Origin of the sequence: Streptomyces sp. SKN60, from assembly GCF_026236535.1 — a bacterium.
Classification (GTDB): Bacteria; Actinomycetota; Actinomycetes; order Streptomycetales; family Streptomycetaceae; genus Streptomyces.
The window spans coordinates 156,878-176,396 of the sequence record NZ_JAHTMW010000012.1; the positions used below are offsets into that span (position 1 = coordinate 156,878).

Sequence of the window (19,519 nt, forward strand, 5' to 3'; positions counted from 1 at the left end):
GATCGGCCTCGTCGTTGCCGGAGGTCTCTTCCACCCGGGTCGCCCGGGCCGACGCCCCGGGACCAGGTGTCCGACCTGTCCGTATTGACGGGTACGCCGCGCATGGGGAGTACTCCCCTCCGCTGAGGGGAGACTACCCGAATACCCAAGGATTGGTAAAGGGATGGGTAAAGGCGCACCAAGAGTGCAGGTCAGAGGGTCAGGGGCCCCACTGCCGTCGGGAGTCGGAGAGCTGGGCGAGTACCTGGCGCAGTATCGAGCTGCCCGCCGGGAAGGCCGGCGGCTCGTACGTCCAGGCGTGCCCGACCCAGGGGTCGGCGAGGTGGTCGTCGGGCACCGGGGTCAGCCGGGTCAGGCAGCGCCACAGCGGGTCGAGCACCGGCCCGTACGCCGCCGCGTCGGCCCGGTCCGCGACGAGCAGCAGATGGGTGCCGACCGACGGGCCCTCGTCGGCGAGGTAGCGCAGCTGGTTGACCGAGCGGTCGTCGAAACCGTGCGGGAAGTCGTGCACGATCAGCAGTTCCTCGGCCGTGTCCAGACCGGGCGGCAGGTCCTCGGCGGCCCCGGCGCGGGACGCCATCTGCAGCAGGTCGACCCGCTCGGTGAGCTGCATGAGTACGGCGGAGACCCCGGCCGCACCGGCGGCCGGCGGGCCGGCGAGGACGCCCGCCTCGACGAGCGGAGCGAAGGCGTGCGCGCCCGCGCCGGCCGCGTCGATCACCCGGACCCGGAAGCGGCCCGCGGGATGCACGGCGAGCAGCCGCACCGCGTGCGCGACGGCGCTCTCCAGTGCGAGCCGGCGGAGCTCGGCCTCGTCGAGCAGCATCGCCGCCTCCGAGTGGCCGCGCCCGGAGTCCACCCAGAGTCCGCGGGCGAGCGGGAGGCGGGCCAGGAAGGGGACGCGCAGGCCGGTGCGCTCGGGGAGGTGGAGGTCGCCGAGGCGGACGGCCATCGGGGGCTCCATGGGCACCCGGTAGGCCTGCCAGACGGGGCTGTCCCAGCGCGCGTACGCGGCGGGCAGGGCGGGCTCGACCACCTCGGACTCGGCGGTGAGCTGGGCGAGGTCCCGGTCCAGGGCCTCCTGGGCGCGGTCGGTGAGCTCGTCGTGCTTGGCCTTGGCCGCGGCGCGGGCGGCGTCGCCCGCGCCGCCGATGCGGCTGCGCGGGTCGGAGAGGACCCGGTCGAGCTCCTGGTCGAGCCGGGACTCGGCGAAGTTGCAGGCGCTGCGGTAGGCGGCGGTGGCGCGGGCCAGGTCCTCGAACATGCCCCACACCTGGTTGTAGAGCCGCTCGTCCATGGTCCAGCCGCTGGCGTCGCCGGCGACGGGCGGCGGGAAGTCGGCGGGGGCCGGTCCGGGGGCGGCGTCCTGCTGCGGCGCGGGGCCGGGGGCCGCGGCGGCGGCCGGGCGGCGGCGCGGGTGGGTGTAGTCGATGGGCCCGCCGCTGCTCGGCGCGGCCGGGGGCTGGACCGGGGCCGGGGGCGGCGGCGTGACCGGGGGCTGGACCGGGACGGCGGGCTGGGTCTGGGCGGCCTGGTGGGCGCGCTCGCCCTCGGGGACCCGGCCGGCGGCGTCCTCGGCGCGCGGGGCGGGGGCGGGCACGGCGCGGGCCAGGCCCTGGGCGACGGCGTCCAGGACGGAGCCGGCGAGTTCGGGGGCGCGGTCGAGGCCCTGGTCGGCGAGGAGGGCGGCGAGCCCGCCCTCGTACCCCTGGCCGACCGCGCGGACCTTCCAGCTGTCCTGGCGGCGGTACAGCTCCAGGGCGACCACGGCGGACTCGCGGTCGAGTCCGGTGATCGTGTAGTCGGCGATGCCGGTGCCGTCGGGTGCGGTGACGGTGACGACGGGCGCGGCCGAGGCGCCGAAGCGGGTGGGCCCGCCGGTGCCGAGCGGCAGGGCGAGCAGGACGGAGACCCGGTGGACGGTGTCGCGCACCGCCTCCAGGTCGACCGCGAGCCGGTGCCGGGCGGCGGCCTGCCGGGGCACCTCCACGCCGGGCAGTTCGGCGGCCCCCGGGTGGGCGAGGGCCTCGGGGCCGGCGACCCGGCCCTGCTCGTCGCCCAGGGTGGCCGCGGCGAGGACCGGATGACCGGCCGAGACCCGGATCTCCAGGCGGGTGTGGGGCAGGGGGTGGTTCTGCCCCCGGACCAGCTCGGCGGTCATCTGCTCCGTCTCTCGTTGCGAACGTGGGCGCTGCGGCGCCGGGTTACAGGACCGGGAAGATGCTCGGCATCAGGTCCTGGAAGGTCCGGCCGTTGGCCGGGTTGCCCAGGGCGGTCATCTGCCAGCCGGAGCCGGCCCGGTGCACCTTGGCCATGATCTGGGCGGTGTACTGGCCACCGCCGTTGAGCGTGTAGCGGGCGAGCTCCTGGCCGTTGGTCTCGTCCACGAGGCGGCAGAACGCGTTCTGCACCTCCTGGAAGGTCTGGCCGGTGAAGGAGTTCACCGTGAACACGATCTGGTCGATGTGGACGGGGACCCGCTGGAGGTCCACCAGGATCGCCTCGTCGTCGCCGCCCTGGCCCACGCCGCCGACCAGGTTGTCGCCGGTGTGGCGGACCGAGCCGTCGTCGCTCACCAGGTGGCGGAAGAAGACCACGTCGACCGGCTGCTTGTCGGCGAAGAGGACCGCGGAGGCGTCGAGGTCGATCTCGCGGGTGCGCGAGCCGAACAGGCCGCGGCGGGGTGCCGCCTGCCAGCCGAGCCCCATCCGTACGGACGTCAGGCTGCCGCCGTCCTTCTTCTCCAGGCTGATGGCCTGCCCCTTGGTCATGTTGACCGTCACGCGCTGCCCCTCTCATCGGTGTGAGCAGCACCCTACGCAGGGGCACTGACACCGTGCCCGGAGAGGCCCGGTTTTGTGTCGGTCTTGCAACACACCGGGCCGTGGCGGCGGGGCCGTCCTCCGGATCCGTCCTCAGGGCAGTGGGGGGCGGCGGTCAGGCGAGTCCGGCCTCCTTCATCTGGCGCAGCTCCTTCTTGAGTTCGGACACCTCGTCGCGGAGCCGGGCGGCGACCTCGAACTGCAGCTCGGCGGCGGCGGCCCGCATCCGGTCGGTCATCTCCTCGATGATTCCGGCGAGTTCGGCCGCCGGCCGGTCGCCGAGCTCCAGGGTCGCGCCGGACTTCGCGGCCTTGCCCGCCTTGCCCGACGTGGCCTTGGGCGCGTGGGCGGCGAGCGACGGGACGGGGGACTTGGCGCCCTTGCCGTCCTTGCCTCCCTTGCGGTAGCCGGTGCCGAGCAGCTCCTCGGTGTCGATCTCCTCGCGGGCGATGGTGGCCACGATGTCGTTGATCTTCTTGCGGAGCGGCTGCGGGTCGATCCCGTTGGCCTTGTTGTAGGCGACTTGCTTCTCGCGGCGCCGGTTGGTCTCGTCGATGGCCTGCGCCATCGCCGGGGTGATGGTGTCGGCGTACATGTGGACCTGGCCGGAGACGTTTCGGGCGGCGCGGCCGATGGTCTGGATGAGCGAGGTGCCGGAGCGCAGGAAGCCCTGCTTGTCGGCGTCGAGGATGGCGACGAGGGACACCTCGGGCAGGTCGAGGCCCTCGCGGAGCAGGTTGATGCCGACGAGCACGTCGTACTCGCCGGAGCGCAGTTCGCGCAGCAGCTCGATGCGGCGCAGGGTGTCGACGTCGCTGTGCAGATAACGCACCTGGATGCCGAGCTCCAGGAAGTAGTCCGTGAGGTCCTCGGCCATCTTCTTGGTGAGGGTGGTGACGAGGACCCGCTCGTCGCGCTCGGTGCGCAGCCGGATCTCGTGCACCAGGTCGTCGATCTGGCCCTCGGTGGGCTTGACGACGACCTCGGGGTCGACGAGGCCGGTGGGGCGGATGATCTGCTCGACGAAGCCGTCGGAGCGGGACAGCTCGTAGGTGCCGGGGGTGGCCGACAGATAGACGGTCTGGCCGATCCGCTCCTGGAACTCCTCCCACTTCAGCGGCCGGTTGTCGAGCGCCGAGGGAAGCCGGAAGCCGTGGTCGACGAGGGTGCGCTTGCGGGAGGCGTCGCCCTCGTACATGGCGCCGATCTGCGGGACCGTGACGTGCGACTCGTCGATGACGAGCAGGAAGTCCTCGGGGAAGTAGTCGAGGAGGGTGTTCGGCGGGGAGCCGGGCTCGCGGCCGTCGAAGTGCATCGAGTAGTTCTCGATGCCGGAGCAGGAGCCGATCTGGCGCATCATCTCGATGTCGTAGGTGGTGCGCATGCGCAGCCGCTGCGCCTCCAGGAGCTTGCCCTGCTTCTCCAGCTCCTTGAGGCGCTGCTCCAGCTCGGTCTCGATGTCGTTGACCGCGCGCTCCATGCGCTCGGGGCCCGCGACGTAGTGGCTGGCGGGGAAGACGTACAGCTGCTCGTCGTCGCTGATGACCTCGCCGGTGAGCGGGTGCAGGGTCGACAGGGCCTCGATCTCGTCGCCGAACATCTCGATGCGGACGGCGAGCTCCTCGTACACCGGGAAGATCTCGATGGTGTCGCCGCGCACCCGGAAGGTGCCGCGGGCGAAGGCCATGTCGTTGCGGTTGTACTGGATGTCGACGAAGCGGCGCAGGAGCTGGTCGCGGTCGATCTCGTCGCCCACCTTGAGGGAGACCATCCGGTCCACGTACTCCTGCGGGGTGCCGAGGCCGTAGATGCAGGAGACGGAGGCGACCACGACGACGTCGCGCCGGGTGAGCAGCGAGTTGGTGGCGGAGTGGCGCAGCCGCTCGACCTCCTCGTTGATCGAGGAGTCCTTCTCGATGTAGGTGTCGGACTGCGGGACGTACGCCTCGGGCTGGTAGTAGTCGTAGTACGAGACGAAGTACTCCACCGCGTTGTTCGGCAGGAGCTCGCGGAACTCGTTCGCCAGCTGGGCGGCCAGCGTCTTGTTCGGCGCCATCACCAGGGTGGGGCGCTGAAGCTTCTCGATCATCCAGGCGGTGGTAGCCGACTTGCCGGTGCCGGTGGCGCCGAGCAGCACGACGTCCTTCTCGCCGGCGCGGATGCGCCGGTCGAGGTCGGCGATGGCCGCAGGCTGGTCGCCGCTGGGCTGGTAGGGGCTGACGACCTCGAAGGGCGCCACCGTACGTTCGATCTTGGAAACGGGCCGCATGTGACCACCGTACGACCCGGCACTGACAGCCGGGGTGCGATCGCCCCGTCGGCGGTCCCGTCGCCTGCTCCGCGCCCCGTCCCCTACCAGTCCTGGGAGCGGTACGTGCCGCGGTGTGCGGCGCGGCGGCCGGAGCGCGCGGCGGGGCGGGCGGCGGACCAGTTGGCGGGCTCGCCGTAGGCCGCGGCGCGGCGCGGGGCGGGGACTCCGGGGAGGTGGTTGGGGTAGCCGCCGCGGCCGCCGGGGCGCTGCCAGTCGGGCTCGCCCATGACGAGCAGCGGGTCGAACATCACGACGACGGCGGCGAGCAGCAGGAAGACGCCGGGGCCGATCAGCATGGGCAGCAGGAGCGAGGTGGCGCTGTCGCCGCTGCCGGCGGCGGCGGTGCCGTGCAGCCGCACGTCGACGGCGGCCATGGCGGTGTAGTGCATGCCGCTGACCGCGAGTCCCATGACGACGCTGGCGCCGAGACTGGCGAGGAAGCCGTGCACGGAGACGGCGGCCCACAGGGCGGCGGTGGCGGCCACGACGGCGATGACCACCGAGAGGGCGACGGTGAGGGTGTCGTACCGGACCTCTCCGTGCAGTCGCATCCCGGCCATGCCCAGGTAGTGCATGGTGGCGACGCCGAGGCCGGTGATGGTGCCGCCGGTGACCAGGGTCAGCGGGGTGGCGCCGCGGTAGCCGACGATGAAGATGCCGATGCCGACCATGAGGATGGCGACGCCGAGGCTGGCGAAGGTGATGGGCCGGTCGTAGCTGATCGGGGCCTGCCGGACGGAGAAGCCCATCATGGCGATGAAGTGCATGGTCCAGATGCCGGTGCCGATGGACGTGGCGCCGAGCGCGAGCCAGCCGGCCTTGAAGGTGTCCCGGTGGCGCAGCGACCTGGTGGTGCAGCGCAGGCCCAGGGCGCCGCCGAGGCAGGCCATGAGGAAGGCCGCCACCGGCGTGACCAGTCCGTAGCTGAATCCGTCGACCGTGCCCTGCATCAGCGTCCGTCCTCCACCCCGAGTGCCACGTTCGTTCGTCCGAAAACAGTCGGTACCGCTGAGTAGTGCTATCGGATTATGGCGTCCGCCGAGGCCGTCCGGCCATGGGGTCCGGGAAAAGTCCGGACCGGTTGTCGGTGGCGGGTCGTACGGTGGGCGGCATGGAGCAGGAGATGCCGGGGACGCCGGCCGGGCCGGAGCGGGGACGGGTGGAGTGGGCGGTGGTGCCCAGCGCCATCGGGCCCCTGCTGCTCGCCGCGACGGAGCGGGGACTCGTGAGCGTGGTCTTCCACGCCGACCCGCGGGTGCGCGAGCGGGCCCTCGACCGGCTCGCCGGCGCGCTGGGCGCGGACCTCGTGGAGCTCCCCTCCGGCCGCCTCGCCGAGCCGATACGGCAGCTCGCGGCCTACTTCGCCGGGAGTCTCCGGAGCTTCGACGTCAAGCTCGACTGGTCCCTGGTGACCGGATTCAACCGTCAGGTGCTGCGCGAACTGGCCACCACCGTCCCCTTCGGGACGGTGGTGGGATACGGCGACCTGGCCCGCCGGGTGGGCCGGCCGGCGGCCGCCCAGGCGGTCGGCGCGGCGATGGGCGCCAATCCGCTGCCGGTGGTCGTGCCGTGCCACCGGGTGGTGGAGAGCGACGGCGGCATCGGCGGCTTCGGCGGCGGCCTGGAGACCAAGCGGCAGCTGCTCGCGCTGGAGGGGGTGCTGCCGGAGCCGCTGTTCTGAGGGGCGGTTCGCGGCGGTGCGGTGGTGGTGGTTGGGGGCGGGTCCGGGGGGCCGGGGCCGACGCGGCACGGACAGGCGTACGACCCGGACCGGGGGTGCGGCGCGCGTGGGATGGGGGACGCCGTCACGCGCCCGGCAGGTGCCGGGTCCGGCCCGGCGCCCATGGGTGCTGCGGTGGGCGGCACCTGGGCGTTCCCAGGCCGCGGGGTGGCTGGCACACTGCGTAAGTGACCACAGCCCCAGACGCCCCTGACGCCGCCCTGCTGGCCGGGGGGATATCGAAGTCCGTCTCTCCCGAGCGGCTGCCCGCGCTGCGGCGCCGGATACAGGCCGTGCTGATCGCCACGCAGATCCTGGGCGGGCTCGGCATCGCCATCGGGGTGGCGCTCGCCGCGGTCCTGGCCAAGGAGGTCAGCGGTACGGAGGCGCTGTCGGGGCTCGCGTCGACGGCGACGGTCGCCGGGCCCGCCCTGCTCGCGATGCCGCTGGCCTCGCTGATGGCCCGGCGCGGGCGGCGGGCGGGACTGGTTCTGGCCTATCTGGTCGGCGCCCTCGGATCGGCGGTCGCCGTGCTCGGCGCCACCGCCGGGAGCTTCCCGCTGCTCCTGGCCGGCCTGGTCGGCTTCGGCGCGGGCTCCTCGGCCAATCTGGCCGCCCGGTTCGCCGCCGCGGACCTGGCCGAGCCGGACCGGCGGGCCCGGGCCATCTCCACCGTGGTGTGGGCCACCACCATCGGCGCCGTCCTCGGCCCCAACATCGCCGCCCCGGCCGGCGAGAGCGTCTCCGGCCTCGGCATCCCGGCCGCCGCCGGGCCCTTCGTGTGGGCGTCCGGCGTGTTCGTGGTCGCCGCCGCCATGGTGGCGGCGCTGCTCCGGCCCGACCCCCTGCTCACCGCGCGGGCACTGGCCGGCCCCGAGGAGGCCGCGGCCGCCGACGGGCGCTCCCTGAAGGCCGGACTGCGCGCGGTGCGGGCCTCGTCGCGGGCCCGGCTGGCTCTGGTGACGGTCGCCGGTTCGCACACCGCCATGGTGTCGATCATGTCGATGACCCCGGTCGCGCTGAGCCACCACGGTGCCGGGATCCGGCTGATCGGACTGGTGATCAGCGGCCACATCGCCGGCATGTACGCCTTCTCGCCGGTCATGGGCTGGCTGTCCGACCGGCTCGGTCGGCTCGCCGTGATCGGCCTCGCCGTGGCGCTGCTCGCCACCGCCGCACTGCTCGCGGGCACCGCCGGACCCAGCCACGGACAGACCGCGCTCGGCCTGTTCGTCCTCGGTCTCGGCTGGTCGGCCGGCCTGGTCTCCGGCTCGGCGCTGCTCACGGACTCCGTGCCGCAGGCCGCCCGCGCCGCCGTCCAGGGCCTCTCCGACTTCATCATGAACACCTCAGCCGGCCTCGGCGGCCTCGCCGCCGGCCTGATCGTCTCCCAGGCGGGCTACGGCTGGCTCAACCTCGTCGGCGCCTGCCTGCTGCTCCCGATGACCGTCCTCGCGGCGCGCGGCGCACTCCGCCGCGCCTGATCCGCCGGGCGCGCCCGGCGGATCGGGGCCGGACAGGCCCGCGGCACCTGGTGCTGGAGCCGCCCCAGGCCGCCGGGGCGGCTCACCCCTGGGCCCGCACGGCCCAAGGCCATGCTGTGCCAGGCCCCCTGAGCCCTGCGGGCCCGGCCCCCGGACGTCCCCGGTCCGCTCACCGCGGCACCACCGGAGACGTGGCGCCCGCCGCCACCTCCCGTGGCGCGCCCGTGCCGTCGGCGGGCACGCTCCAGACGGCGCCGTCGTAGGCGTAGGAGAGCGTGTCGGGAGCGGTCCAGGCGGCCTGGTCGTCGATGGAGTGGGGTTCGGCGAGGGGGTGCGCGCGGCGGGTGGCCAGGTCCAGCACGTACAGCCGCCAGGGCGCTCGCGGGTCGGTGGAGACCTTCTTCTTGTACGCGACGCGGGTGCCGTCCGGGGAGAGCGAGGGGCACTCGACGTTCTCCTCGATCGCCCGCGCCGACCACTTCGCGAGGTCGCCCTCGACGAGGTAGGTGCGGCCGCGGGTGCCGACGGTCGCGTAGAAGCGGTTGTCGTCGGCGGCGAAGCTGACGCCCCAGTAGTTGACGTCGGGCGCGTGGTAGCGGCGCCCGTCGAGGGTGAGCGGGATCTGCTCGATGCTCTTGATCAGGTAGCCGGTGCGCAGATCGAGGATCGAGGTGCGGGTGGAGAAGGCGGAGGTGTTGTACGAGTCGCCGGTCGCGAACGTGGTCCAGGCGAGCACCTGGCCCGAGGCGGAGACCCTGGCCCGGTTGGGGATGCCGGGCAGGCTCATCCGCTTCTGCTCCCGCAGGCGCCGGTCGAGCACCAGGACGTACGAGCGGGCCGGCACCCCCGGGCGGCGCTGGAGGCACAGCGCGGTGGGCCCGGCGGCGTGGAAGCGGTCGCAGCGCGGCCCGAGGGCCAGTCGGCCGCCGGGCGCGGCCGGGTCCTGCCGGGCCACCCGCCCGGTCGCGGTGTCCCGGAACCAGAGCGCGCCCGGCGGCGCCCCGTCGAGCCCGAACCCGGCGTCGGCCGCCACGGCGGCGTTGTCGGGGCGGCCGGCGGCGGCCCGCACGGTGTACGCGGTGGCCCCGCCGGCCAGGATCAGGAAGCCGAGCACGAGGGCCCACAGACGGCGCCGGTTCATGAGGGGTCCCTTCGAGGGGGTCGGGGCAGCAGGCGGCTCGCGCCGAGCAGCGCGGCGGTGAGCGCGGCGAGCGCCAGGAGCAGCGCGGGCCGCGGGCCCCAGAGGGTCCAGGCGGCGCCGAAGCCGGTGGCCGCGGCCACCTTGGCGAGCGCCTGCGCGGTCTGGACGAGCGCGAGCCCGCTCGCCCGCCGCTCGGGCGGGAGCAGCGGGCCGGTGAGCGCCATCAGGACGCCGTCGGTGGCCGCGTAGAAGACCCCGAGGAGCAGCGGAACGGCCACGAGGAGCAGCGCGCCCGGCACCGGGGCCAGGAGCAGGCCGAGGGCGAGGAGCAGGGCCCCGTGCCCGTACAGGAAGGGGCGTCGGCGGCCGGTCCGGTCGGCGAGGCGGCCGGCCGGCACGGCGAGCAGCAGATACGCGGCGGAGGCGCCGAGCGGCAGGAACGGGAACCAGGTCGCGTCGAGTGCGGTGCGCTGCTGGAGCAGGAGGTAGAAGAACGCGTCGCCGACCGTGGCCGCGCCGAGCAGCGCGGCGGCGAGCGCGACCCGGCGCACGGCGGGCACCCGCAGCAGGGCCGGACCGTCGGGCCGCACCCGCCCCACGGCGGGCACCCGCCCCCGCACCCGCCCCCGCTCCCGCACCGGCCGCGCGGCGCGCGCGTCGGCCACGGACGCGCGGGGGCCGCCGGGCACGAGGACCACGAGCAGCAGCACCCCGAGCAGCCCGACGCAGAAGCTGACGACGAAGACGGCGTCGTACGCGTCGGCCGTGGCCCACAGGATCGCGAACGCGGCGAGCGGGCCGAGCAGCGCGCCGGTGGTGTCCATGGCGCGGTGCACGCCGAAGGCGCGGCCGAGGGCGTCGGGCGGGCTGTCGAGGGTGATGAGCGCGTCCCGCGGCGCGGTGCGGATGCCCTTGCCGAGCCGGTCGGCGGCGAGCGCGGCGCCGATCAGACCGGCCGCGCCGCCCGCGAGGAGCAGGCCGAGCCGGGAGCAGGCGGAGAGCGCGTAGCCGAGGCCGGCGACCCGTTTGTGCCGGCCGCCGCGGTCGGCGAGGTGCCCGCCGACCATCCGGACGAGGGCGGTGGCGCCGTTGAACAGCCCGTCCAGGAAGCCGAACTGGAGCGGGGTGAGACCGAGGCCGAGCACCAGGTAGAGCGGCAGGACCGCGGTGACCATCTCGGACGAGACGTCGGTGACCAGACTGACCGTGCCGAGGGCGAGGACGGTGGCGGAGACGCGCCGCCGCGCCCCGGTGGGGGCGGGCGGCACGTCCCGGCGACCGGTGGTCGCGAGATACATGGGCGGCGGCGATCAGTGGCAGGTGTAGGTCGGGCCGGTGTCCCTGACCTGGCCGTCGGTGCCGACGTACTGCCAGGTGTAGGTGGTGTCGGTGAAGTCGAGCTTCAGGACGCCGTACGGACCGCTGATCCGCTTCTGGCTGTTGGGCTGGACGGTCTCGATGGGGTACGGCTCGGCGCCGCCCATGCCGCCGACGATCTCGAGGATGCCGTCGGCGGTGGCCCGGCCGTTCGGGTCCTGCGGCGCGAAGCGCTCGTAGTGGTGGTCGTGGCCGTTGAGGACGAGGTCGGCCTTGGCGTCGTAGAGGATCTGCCAGACCGGCTTGGAGACGGGGTCGTTGCCGTGGCCGCCGGAGGAGTAGAGCGGGTGGTGGAAGTAGGCGGCGACACAGCCCTTGGTGGTGCGGGCGAGGTCGTCCTTGAGCCACTGGATCTGGTCGGGGTCGTCGAAGGAGTTGGAGTCGAGGGCGATGAAGTGCCAGTTGCCCTGGTCGTAGCTGTAGTACGGCTCGCCCTGCGGATAGGCGATGGCGCCGAAGTACGACTTGTAGCCGGCGAGCGGGCCGGCCGGGTCGTAGGTCTCGTGGTTGCCGGGCACGGGGCGGGTCTTGGCCTTGAAGACGCCCCAGGTCTTGTCGTAGTAGTTCCGGTAGTCGGACAGGCGCGCGTCGTCGTACTGGTTGTCACCCATCGTCAGATAGAAGGCCGGATTGATCCGCTGGGCCTGCGCGGCGGTCTTCGGGTGGGCGCAGGAGCTGCTGGAGGCGGTGCACTGGGCGGCGATGTCGCCGGCCGCGACGACGGTGAAGGCGCCGGTGCCGGGCGGCTGGCTCGTGGGCGGCGGGGTCGTGGGCGGGGTGCTCGTCGGGGTGGTGCCGTCCGGGGTGCCGTACACCTCCGCCTCGTAGAGCGAGTAGCCGTACGAGGTGCCGCGGGCGGTGCCGTAGATCCGTAGATAGCGGCCCTTTCCGGCCAGTCCGGTCCAGTCGTCGGTGCCGCCGTTGCCGGCGGTCTCGGTGGCGAGCCGGGTCCAGGTGGCGTTGTCGGCGGAGATCTCGACGCGGTAGGCCTTGGCGTAGGCGGCCTCCCAGACGAGCTTGACGCGCGAGACGGCGGACGGGGCGCCGAGGTCGACCTTGAGCCACTGCGGGTCGGAGCCCTCGGCGCTGGCCCAGCGGGTGGTCCCGTCGCCGTCGAAGGCCTTGGCGGGTTCGTATCCGGTGTCCTCTATGGAGGACGCGGTCGCGGGCTTGCCGCGGGACAGCAGCGGATCGGCCGCGTCCGCGCGGCCGGTGGCGGCGAGCAGCAGCCCGCCGATCAGACACAGCGCCGCGGTGACCACGGTGAGGAGGAAGGCGGGGGACGGAGTGGTGCGGCGGGGTGGGGCGGAGGCGTACAGGCGCATACCTGGAGCTCCCTTGCCTGGGGGGACGGCGAGAGCTGGACTGCGGTGCGGACAGCGCGGTCCGGCCGCGTGGCGATGGGGCGCCACGCGGCGTGCCGCGGTGCACGGCGGCCGGGTCAGAGCTCTCGCTGAGCGCGTCACGCCCGCTTCCCGAGGAGTCAGGGGTCCGGGGAAGGCGGGCGCCGCGCCAAGCCGCCGCCCGTGAGGCTAGCGGATAGGAAGGTTTCCTACCAGACCCGTGAACCGCCTTCGGGAGGAGGGGTGTTCACAGGCCGTGGGACCGAGCCACGCGTGGGCGGGCGGCGGGCGGCGGGGCCTCAGAGGCTGATGTGGTACGCCTTGCGCAGGGTCTCGTGCACGGTCCAGGTGGTGCGGTCGCCCTCGCGCAGCACGCACGCGTCGCCGGGGCCGATCTCCAGCGTCGCGCCGCCCTCGACCGCGACCGTGGCGCGGCCGCTGACGACGACGAAGAGCTCGTTCGCCTCGGTGTCGGTGACCACGCCGGGGGTGATCTGCCAGATGCCGCGGAGCTGCTTGCCGTCGGCGGACTCCCACAGGACCTTGCCGGTCACCTCGGGGGTGCCGGAGACGATCTGACCGGGGTCGAGCGGCTCGGGCTCGAGCTCGGCGTCGGGGATGTGGACGGCGAAGGAAGGCTGCGCGTGAGTGGTCATGGGCGGTGACTGTAGCGGGGCCCGAACGCCGTTCCGCGCCCGGGAGTTCCTGGAATTCGACCCTCCGTTTCCCGCTCCGACCAGGCACTTCGTCAACCCGTTCGACACGACGGAATCCGTACGGGGGGTTTGCGCGGCGCCCGTGCGCCAAGGGGCGTTCCGGGGCTGGGCGACGGGGCCGGCGGGCACCGATTCCGTAGCCGTACGCAAGGCGTACGCACGCGCGCGTGGAGCGGTGCGCGAAGGAACGGACGAACGGGCGTACGGGTGAAGCGCGCCGAAAACCGCCCGCCGGACGGAGGGCGCCCGGGGGCATCACCGCTGGTCCGGGAAGGCGCCTTTGGTGGGGCCAATGTTGGTCCGGGGGATCACGCCGCGCCCCCTGGCAGTGCGGTGGCGAGGACGGCACACTCCCCGAGAGCCACTCCCCCACAACCCCACAACTCCCCCCACTCCGGACAGGAGAGTGCGATGTCGGCCACCCCCACCCTTCTCCGCGCCGCCGTCCTCGGCGCGGCGGCCCTGCTGACCGCCGCCACCACCGCCCCCGCCGCCACGGCCGCCACGGCCGCCGCGCCCGATCCCGGCGCCGACTACAAGGCCGCCCACGACACCCTGGGGCCGCAGCACCTGACGCCGGCCCAGTACCGGCTCGCCGCGGTCAAGCAGGCCGCGGCGGCGAGATCGTACGAGGAGGCGCACGCCCTCGGCGCCACGGGCGCCATGGGTCCCCTGAGCACCACGGGCACCGCGGACACGACGGGCGCCACGAGCGCGCTCGCCGGGTACAAGCTGTCCGGCGGAATCCACCAGTCGCAGCAGACCTCCTACTGGTGCGGCCCGGCCGCCCTGGTCATCACCCAGTCCGCGCACGACGAGGTCGGCGGACGCTCCCAGCGGGACGCGGCGACCCTGCTGAAGACCACCACGGCCGGCACCGCCTGGTACGGGATCGACATCAACGTGCCCGATCCCACCGGCTACCCGATGGTCGACGCGCTGAACTACCGGCTGCCCGGTGCCGGTTACGTGCCCAACGCCCTGCCCTACACCCCCACCGCGGCCGACAAGACCGCCTTCAAGCAGCACATCACCCACAACACCGACAACGACTACGCCATCGCGGGCAACGCCTGGGAGGTGCCCGGCGGGCCGCACCTGGTGGGGCACCCCAACATCGAGATCTTCCACTGGGTCGCGATCGACGGCTACAACACGGACACCGCCGCCGGCCAGGTCAACTACCTCGATCCGGTCGGCGGGGTGAGCACGAGCGTCATCTCCTGGGCGGGGCCGGTGCCCAAGTCCGCGCACATCTCCTCCGACACCCTGACCACGATCATGGGCGGCCGTGGCTACGTCTGGTAGCACCGTGCCGTTTCGTCGGACGCGCGTCCCGGCCCTGCTCCTGGCGGGCGCCCTCCTCGCGGGGTGCTCGCCGGGCGGCGGGGCCCCGCCGGGCCCGGCGAGCTCCGCGCCGACACGGGCCGCCGCCGTGCGGACGGTCCCGGCCTGCGAGGTGCCGCTGCCGGACGCCTGGGAGCGGGCCTTCGCGGCCGGCGAGTACCGGCCGCCCGACGGGCAGCGCGCGGTCCTCACGGACACCGGCCCGGGCTGGACGGCGCTCCAGCTCACCGGGAACGGCGACATGGGGCGGCGGGCCGTGCTCGTACGGGGCGACGGGAGCCCGCCCCGGACCCTGCTGCGGTTCGCCGACCCCGTCGAGCACCAGTTGCTCGCCGCCGACTTCGACGGGCGTCGGTGGGCCGCGTTCGCCGTCCTGGAGGGGCGGACCCTCGACAGCCCGTGGAGCCTGTACGTGTGGGACGCGGTCACCGGCACGGCCCGGCGCCTCGCCCGCGCCGACCGGCCGGGCCCGCTCCCCCGCCCGGTGGTCCGCGACGGCACCGTCGTGTGGGCGCAGGGCACGGGCACGGGCCGGGCCTCGGTGTTCGCCGCGCCGGCCGCCGACGGTGGCGGTGGCGGTGGCGGCGGGCACGCGCGCGTGTGGCGCACGGCGGTCCTGGACACGCCGTTCGCGGCGGGCGGCCTGCTGGTGTGGCGGGAGTCGGCGGGCGGGCACACCCGGCCGGTGGCGGTCGCCCTGAAGGACGGGCGCCCGGCCGCGCTGCCCGCGCCGATCGCCGCCCTCCGCGACATCCGCGCCCTCGCCTCGGACGGCACCACCTGGGCGTGGGTCGAGGGCGAGACGGCGCCCCGGCTGATGGTCTGGCGCCCCGGCGAGGCCCGGCCCTACGCCGCCGTGACCGCCTCCCCGGCCGCGGACGGCATGGACCAGCTGCGGATCGCGGGGCGCCTCGTCACCTGGCGCACGCCGGAGACCTCGTACGCCCTCGACCTCGGACACCCGGACCGCCGCCCTGCCTCCGGCTCCGGCTCCGGCTCGTACGCGCGGATCACGCCCCCGTACGGCTACGCCGCGGCCTCCGGGAACGCGCTGGCCCTCGCGTACAGCGTCGGCAACGCCAAGACCGCCGGCGCCCGCCCGGTGATCCGGGTGGTGGACGCGGCCCGGCTGCCCGGCCTGCCGGGCTGTGGCTGAGGTGTCCTGCGGCTGAGGAGCCTTGTGGCTGATGTTCGCCATGTTCTGCGGTGAGGTTTGCGGGGCGGGTGGCCGCGCCAGAGATCCAGCATGTCCACCATGTCCACACAGGTGTCCGAAGAAGTACGGGAGGCGCTCCACGCGGGGCGCCCGGTCGTCGCGCTCGAATCGACGATCATCGCCCACGGCCTGCCGCGCCCGCGCAACCTGGCCGTGGCCGAGGAGCTGGAGGCGCTGGTCCGCGAGGGCGGGGCGGTGCCGGCGACGATCGCGGTGCTCGACGGGGTGGCCCGGATCGGCCTCGACGCCCCCGCGCTCACCCGGATCGCCGAGGACCCGTCGGTGCGCAAGCTCGGCCATCGCGACCTGGCGCCGGCGCTCGCGAGCGGGGCCTCGGGAGCGACGACCGTGTCGGCGACGGCCTGGCTCGCCGAGTCCGCCGGCATACGGGTGTTCGCGACCGGCGGCCTCGGCGGTGTGCACCGGGAGTGGACCGAGACCCAGGACGAGTCGGCGGACCTGCGGCTGCTCGCCGAGGTCGGCGTCACGGTGGTGTGCGCGGGCGTGAAGTCGATCCTCGACGTGCCGGCGACCCTGCAGCGCCTGGAGACGCTTGGCGTGACCGTGCTCGGTTACGGCACGGAGATGTTCCCCGGCTTCTACCTCGCCTCCTCCGGCGAACGGGTCGACTGGACCGTGCGGACCCCGGCGGAGGCGGCGCGGGTGATGCGTGCGCGCGACGAGCTGGGCGGGCCTCGCGGGGCGCTTGTCGTCGGCAACCCCGTACCGGCCGCGGAGCAGTTGGACCCGGCCCTGCACGACCGGGTGCTCGCGGCCGGGCTCGCCGCGGCGCGGGAGAAGGGGATCACGGGGCAGGCGGTGACGCCGTTCCTGCTGGAGTATCTGACGGTGCACACGGAGGGCGCGTCCCTGGAGGCGAACCTGGCGGCGGTACGGGGCAATGTGGAGCTCGCCGCCCGGATCGCCGCCGCGTACCGCGAGCTGCCGTGACCGGGTCCGGGGCGCTCCTGGTGGTCGGGGACGTCGTCACGGACGTGGTCGCCCGGCACGACGCCCCGCTCGCGGCGGCGACCGACACGGCGGCCCGGATCCGCACCCTGCCCGGCGGCGCGGGGGCGAACGTGGCGTGCTGGGCGGCCCGTTCGGGCTGCGCCGACGTGCGTCTGCTGGCCCGGGTCGGCACCGACTCCGCCTCCTGGCACGACCGGGCGCTGCGCCGCGCGGGCGTCCGGCCGCTCCTTGTGACGGACCCGGAGGCGCCGACGGCGACCGTGATCGCGCTGGTCGGCGCGGACGCGGAGCGCACCTTCCTGACGGACAGCGGAGCGGCGCTGCGGCTGGCACCCGGCGACTGGGCGCCGGCGCTGCTCGACGGGGTCGCCCGGGTGCATCTGTCGGGCTACCTCTTCTTCGCCGAGCCCAGCCGCGCGACGGCGCTCCGGGTGCTGCGGGACGCCCGCGCGGCGGGTCTCCCGGTGAGCGTGGACCCCGCCTCGGCCGGTTTCCTCGCCGGCCTCGGCGCCGAGGCCTTCCTCGCCGCGACGGCGGGCGCCGCCTGCCTGCTGCCCAACACCGACGAGGCCCGTTTCCTGACCGGCCGCCCGGACCCGGCCGAGGCCGCGGCGGCCCTCAGCCGCCACTACCCCCTGGTCGCCGTCACCCTCGGCCCCCACGGCGCCGTCCTCGCCGCCGACGGCCACATCACCGCCCACGTCCCGGCCCCACCCGCCACCCCCGTCGACACCACCGGCGCCGGCGACGCCTTCACCGGCGCCTTCCTCACCGCCCTCCACACCGGCGCCTCCCCCACGGAAGCGGCCACGGCGGGCTGCGCGGCCGGCGCCCTCGCGGTGACGACGGTCGGCGCCCGCCCCGACGGCGGTACGGTCACCGGATGACCCCGGGAAGGCCGGCACTCGTCGGGCCGGATCGTCGTGCGCCCGGCGGGCGCTGACACCCCGTTCGCGCCCCACGTCGGGCGACGCGTCCTGGCGAGCCGGGAGGAGCACGACCCGCGGACCGGGCCCACCGCCCTGGAGCTGCCCTTCCCGGCCGGCCGGGTGCGGTGCGCGACCCGGTGCGGGGGCCTCGTCCTGACCGGGCTCCCGCCGGACGGGCCTGATCGACAAGACACCCCTAGTCGCGCGCGTCCCGCCACCCCGTCCACGCCGGCCTCCGCGCGTCGTCCGCGCGGATGACCGCGTCGGCGGTGTCGGCCGGGCCGACCTCCGACTCGTAGCGGGCGAAGGCGGGCAGGGTCCACGCCTGTTCGGTGCGGCGGGCCAGGGCGCCCGGGGAGAGGCGGAGGTGGAGCTTCAGATCGAAGGGGTACCAGTGGCCGAGCAGGAAGGGGCCGTGGAGCAGCAGGACGCCGCCCGGCGGGAGGGGGACGGCGGGGCTGCGGGTGGCGCGGTCGGTGACCGGGTTCCACAGGTCGGGCAGCACCCGCCCGCTGCCGCCCGGCTCCAGCGGGCCGAACACCTCGCGCCACAGCGCGCCCGTGTCGTACCAGCCGGAGTAGTACGCGTCGGGGTCCTGCTTGCCGTACTCGAAGCGCAGCGACTTCGGGCGCAGGAAGCCGTCGGTCGCGACGACGAGCACCGACCGGCCGCGCAGCCGCAGCACCGCCGCCACGCGTTCGGCGAACTCCCCGCCCGGCGCGGCCGGGGCCCCGTCGACGCCCACCTTCAGCCGGTCGCCGCCGTCCCCGGGTTCGGTCCGGTCGACCCGGTCGGCCACGGTGTCGGCCAGCCGCTCCCAGCTGATCGCTTCGCATCGCATCCGTCCCATCCTGCCGTACGAACCCCACCCTCCGACGCCCGCCGCCCGGGCTTGACCTTGCCGCAGGCGGCAGGGTTCGACGATCTCCGCATGAACCACGAGACCACCACCACCGCACAGCCCGCCCCCACGCCCCGGGTCGTCGTCGTGACCGGAGCCGGCACCGGCATCGGGCGGGCCACCGCCCGCGCCTTCGCCCGGCAGGGCGCGACCGTCCTCGCCGTGGGGCGGCGCCCGGAACCGCTCGACGGGACGGCCGTCGGCCACCCGGCCATCCGCCCGCTCGTCGCCGACGTCACCGCGCCCGACGCGCCCGAGGCGATCGTGCGCACCGCCCTCGACACGTACGGGCGGCTCGACGTGCTCGTCAACAACGCGGGCATCGCCACCGGCGGCCCGCTCGCCACGCTGGACCGCGATGTGCTCGGCCCGCTCCTGGCGACCAATCTGGTCGCCCCGGTGCTGCTCACCCAGGCCGCGCTCGACGCGCTGGCCGAGGCCGGGGGCGGCGGGGTGGTCGTCAATGTGACGACGACGATCGGGCAGCGCGGCTGGCCGGACAACTCCGTCTATCCGGCGACCAAGAGCGCCCTGGAGACCCTGACCCGCTGCTGGGCGGTGGAGCTCGCGCCGCGCGGGATACGGGTGGTGGCGGTCGCGCCCGGCGCGATCGAGACGCCGATCGGCGAGCACGCCGGTCTGACGCCGGAGCGGCGCCGCGCCGTACGGGAGTGGCAGGCCGCGCACACCCCGCTGGGGCGGATCGGCCGGCCGGAGGAGGTGGCCTGGGCGATCACCGCGCTGGCCTCGCCGGACGCCGGGTTCCTGACCGGCACGGTGCTCCCCGTGGACGGCGGCGCCCTCGTCACGTAACACCTGCCCCGCCCGTCACACGTGATACGAAGGTGCGAGGAGGTGGGGACGGACCTTGCGCATCGGTGAACTGGCCCGGCGGACCGGCACGACCGCCCGCGCGCTGCGGCACTACGAGGCGGCAGGGCTGCTCTCCTCGGCGCGCGCCGCCAACGGCTACCGGGTGTATGACGAGGGCGCGGCGGTACGGGTGGCCAACATCCGCCATCTCCTCGGCGTGGGGCTGACCCTGGAGGACGTGGCCGCGTTCGCCGCCTGCCTCGACGGGGACGTGCCCGCGGCCCCGCCGTCCCCGAGCGGCCTCGCGATCGCCCGGGAGCGGCTCGCGGTGCTCGACGCGCGCATCGCGGCGCAGACGGAGGCCAGGGACCGGCTCGCCGCCGCCCTCGCCGCACATACGGCGCAGGCCTCCAGGTCCGGTGGCTAG

At 74.8% G+C, this 19,519-nt stretch carries 17 protein-coding genes; 8 read left to right on the forward strand and 9 right to left on the reverse strand.

Annotated features, from left to right (window positions below; all coding sequences use genetic code 11):
- Nucleotides 1-199: 199 nt before the first annotated feature.
- The 4 genes from KV205_RS21495 to KV205_RS21510 form a co-directional block, all read right to left on the reverse strand.
- Entirely contained in the window at nucleotides 200-2,161 is a 1,962-nt protein-coding gene (locus tag KV205_RS21495; protein WP_265866144.1) for a TerD family protein, read from the reverse strand.
- A gap of 43 nt (nucleotides 2,162-2,204) precedes the next feature.
- Complete coding sequence (locus KV205_RS21500; protein ID WP_265866145.1) at nucleotides 2,205-2,783, reverse strand: TerD family protein; 579 nt, start codon at nucleotides 2,781-2,783, stop codon at nucleotides 2,205-2,207.
- 154 nt (nucleotides 2,784-2,937) lie between these two features.
- Complete coding sequence (gene uvrB / locus KV205_RS21505; RefSeq protein ID WP_265866147.1) at nucleotides 2,938-5,091, reverse strand: excinuclease ABC subunit UvrB; 2,154 nt, start codon at nucleotides 5,089-5,091, stop codon at nucleotides 2,938-2,940.
- Nucleotides 5,092-5,174: 83 nt separating this feature from the next.
- Complete coding sequence (locus KV205_RS21510) at nucleotides 5,175-6,083, reverse strand: MHYT domain-containing protein (protein ID WP_265866148.1); 909 nt, start codon at nucleotides 6,081-6,083, stop codon at nucleotides 5,175-5,177.
- 161 nt (nucleotides 6,084-6,244) lie between these two features.
- Between KV205_RS21510 and KV205_RS21515 the strand changes: the two genes are divergently transcribed.
- Together KV205_RS21515 and KV205_RS21520 are read left to right on the forward strand one after the other, a co-directional pair.
- Nucleotides 6,245-6,814, forward strand: a complete 570-nt coding sequence (locus KV205_RS21515; RefSeq protein ID WP_265866149.1) for a methylated-DNA--[protein]-cysteine S-methyltransferase — start codon at nucleotides 6,245-6,247, stop codon at nucleotides 6,812-6,814.
- Nucleotides 6,815-7,041: 227 nt separating this feature from the next.
- Nucleotides 7,042-8,337, forward strand: coding sequence for an MFS transporter (locus KV205_RS21520; protein ID WP_374214704.1), 1,296 nt, complete (start codon nucleotides 7,042-7,044; stop codon nucleotides 8,335-8,337).
- A 169-nt stretch (nucleotides 8,338-8,506) separates the two neighbouring features.
- Here the strand turns inward: KV205_RS21520 and KV205_RS21525 are convergent, their stop codons facing one another.
- From KV205_RS21525 to KV205_RS21540, 4 genes are all read right to left on the reverse strand, one after another.
- Entirely contained in the window at nucleotides 8,507-9,478 is a 972-nt protein-coding gene (locus KV205_RS21525) for a hypothetical protein (RefSeq protein WP_265866150.1), read from the reverse strand.
- Nucleotides 9,475-10,776, reverse strand: a complete 1,302-nt coding sequence (locus KV205_RS21530; protein ID WP_265866151.1) for an MFS transporter — start codon at nucleotides 10,774-10,776, stop codon at nucleotides 9,475-9,477. Before KV205_RS21530 ends, KV205_RS21525 begins: the two co-directional genes overlap by 4 nt.
- A gap of 12 nt (nucleotides 10,777-10,788) precedes the next feature.
- Nucleotides 10,789-12,180, reverse strand: a complete 1,392-nt coding sequence (locus KV205_RS21535; RefSeq protein WP_265866152.1) for a discoidin domain-containing protein — start codon at nucleotides 12,178-12,180, stop codon at nucleotides 10,789-10,791.
- A gap of 317 nt (nucleotides 12,181-12,497) precedes the next feature.
- Complete coding sequence (locus tag KV205_RS21540) at nucleotides 12,498-12,854, reverse strand: cupin domain-containing protein (protein WP_265866153.1); 357 nt, start codon at nucleotides 12,852-12,854, stop codon at nucleotides 12,498-12,500.
- Between the two features lie 471 nt (nucleotides 12,855-13,325).
- Between KV205_RS21540 and KV205_RS21545 the strand changes: the two genes are divergently transcribed.
- The 4 genes from KV205_RS21545 to KV205_RS21560 all read left to right on the forward strand — a co-directional run bounded on the left by KV205_RS21545 (nucleotide 13,326) and on the right by KV205_RS21560 (nucleotide 17,336).
- Complete coding sequence (locus KV205_RS21545; RefSeq protein ID WP_265866154.1) at nucleotides 13,326-14,222, forward strand: hypothetical protein; 897 nt, start codon at nucleotides 13,326-13,328, stop codon at nucleotides 14,220-14,222.
- Between the two features lie 4 nt (nucleotides 14,223-14,226).
- Nucleotides 14,227-15,417, forward strand: a complete 1,191-nt coding sequence (locus KV205_RS21550; protein ID WP_265866155.1) for a hypothetical protein — start codon at nucleotides 14,227-14,229, stop codon at nucleotides 15,415-15,417.
- 99 nt (nucleotides 15,418-15,516) lie between these two features.
- Nucleotides 15,517-16,428, forward strand: a complete 912-nt coding sequence (locus KV205_RS21555) for a pseudouridine-5'-phosphate glycosidase (RefSeq protein WP_374214705.1) — start codon at nucleotides 15,517-15,519, stop codon at nucleotides 16,426-16,428.
- Entirely contained in the window at nucleotides 16,425-17,336 is a 912-nt protein-coding gene (locus KV205_RS21560; protein WP_265866157.1) for a PfkB family carbohydrate kinase, read from the forward strand. Before KV205_RS21555 ends, KV205_RS21560 begins: the two co-directional genes overlap by 4 nt.
- 238 nt (nucleotides 17,337-17,574) lie before the next feature.
- On the opposite strand, the gene KV205_RS21565 is transcribed toward KV205_RS21560, so the two are convergent.
- On the reverse strand, nucleotides 17,575-18,219 hold the full coding sequence (locus KV205_RS21565) for a uridine kinase (RefSeq protein ID WP_265866158.1): 645 nt from the start codon (nucleotides 18,217-18,219) through the stop codon (nucleotides 17,575-17,577).
- Nucleotides 18,220-18,309: 90 nt separating this feature from the next.
- On the opposite strand from KV205_RS21565, the gene KV205_RS21570 reads away from it, so the two are divergent.
- Nucleotides 18,310-19,092 carry an SDR family NAD(P)-dependent oxidoreductase gene (locus KV205_RS21570; RefSeq protein ID WP_265866159.1) on the forward strand — a complete coding sequence of 261 codons (783 nt, stop codon included), beginning with the start codon at nucleotides 18,310-18,312 and terminating at the stop codon, nucleotides 19,090-19,092.
- Between the two features lie 55 nt (nucleotides 19,093-19,147).
- Nucleotides 19,148-19,519: a MerR family transcriptional regulator gene (locus KV205_RS21575; RefSeq protein WP_265866160.1), complete on the forward strand. Its 372-nt coding sequence runs from the start codon at nucleotides 19,148-19,150 to the stop codon at nucleotides 19,517-19,519.